General features: G+C 69.4%; 2 protein-coding genes. One reads left to right on the top strand and one right to left on the bottom strand.

Going from position 1 to position 1,182, the window contains the following annotated elements; all coding sequences use genetic code 11:
- Nucleotides 1-212: 212 nt before the first annotated feature.
- Nucleotides 213-371 carry a hypothetical protein gene (locus EYA84_RS32860; protein WP_161595086.1) on the bottom strand — a complete coding sequence of 53 codons (159 nt, stop codon included), beginning with the start codon at nucleotides 369-371 and terminating at the stop codon, nucleotides 213-215.
- A 150-nt stretch (nucleotides 372-521) separates the two neighbouring features.
- Here EYA84_RS32860 and EYA84_RS32065 point away from each other — a divergent pair, with 150 nt between their 5' ends.
- Entirely contained in the window at nucleotides 522-1,055 is a 534-nt protein-coding gene (locus EYA84_RS32065; RefSeq protein WP_131057881.1) for a YbhB/YbcL family Raf kinase inhibitor-like protein, read from the top strand.
- Nucleotides 1,056-1,182 lie beyond the last annotated feature (127 nt).

Below are 1,182 nucleotides of genomic sequence, written 5' to 3'. Positions count from 1 at the left end.
GCCCGCACCCGTCCACGCGCCCGCACCCGTCCACGCGCCCCGCCACCTGCCGCGTCACGGGCCTGCCCGCCGCGATCATGGACAGGAGGCACGCGAAAAGCTCCTGAATGCCCTTCTTTGTCCTTGCCGCAAGTCCATGATCGGCGGGGCGGGTGGGGCCGGGTGGGGCGGGGCTGGGTTAGGCGGGGTGGGGTGGCGTGACTCGTCGGCGCTCAGCGCTTTGGTGGGCGTACCTGCTGGTTCTCGCGGATCTTCTCGGTGGCGAGCCGGTCCACGGCCCGGCGGCGTTCGTCGGGTCGAGGCTGCTCGTCGTCGCGGTCACGCACGGCGTCTACGGCCGCGGTGACGAAGTCGCGCCAGATGCCGGCCACGGATCTCCCTCGCTCGATGGGTGCCAGGCTGACAACCCGCGTGAGCGGCCTTCGGTTACGGCGGACACCTCGCGTTTTCCTGGTTGGCGCCGCGCGACAGGGTATGAAGGGGGACGCAGAACACCACTTCCACCGGAAGGATCTGTGTCGATGACCCTGGAACGACCCATCGCCCCGGACCCGTACGAGCTGCTGCCGACCGTCGCATCGTTCACGCTGACCAGCGACGACGTGCGCAACGGTGAGCCGATGGACGCGGCGCATGCCCACGACAGCACCGGTGGGGAGAACGTGTCGCCGCACCTGGCCTGGTCGGGTTTCCCGGCGGAGACCAAGGGCTTCGTGGTGACCTGTTTCGACCCGGACGCACCGACCGGCAGCGGGTTCTGGCACTGGGTGCTGGTCAACCTCCCGGCCGACGTGACCGAGTTGCCGCGTGGTGTCGCCGAGGGCGACCTGCGGGGTGCGTTCAGCGTCCGGAACGACTACAGCGTGCAGGGGTTCGGCGGTGCGGCGCCGCCGGCCGGTGACCGGCCGCACCGGTACGTCTTCGCGGTGCACGCCCTCGACGTGGAGCGCCTGGACCTCACGCCGGACGCCTCACCGGCATACGTCGGCTTCAACCTGGCCTTCCACACCCTCGCCCGAGCCACCATCCGCCCGACCTACCAGATCACCACCTGACCCCACCCCGCCGACATGGCCGCGTTGATCAAGAGGTTTTGGCCACCGATCCCGACCGGGCGTGGCACAAACTTCTTGATCAACGCGGTGAACCCGCCCGGGGGAGGGCTGTCGCTTATACACATAT

Source organism: Verrucosispora sp. SN26_14.1 (assembly GCF_004307965.1).
Lineage (GTDB): Bacteria > Actinomycetota > Actinomycetes > Mycobacteriales > Micromonosporaceae > Micromonospora.
Note: the sequence above shows the minus strand (reverse complement) of the source record. Positions and strands in the feature narration are given on the sequence as shown.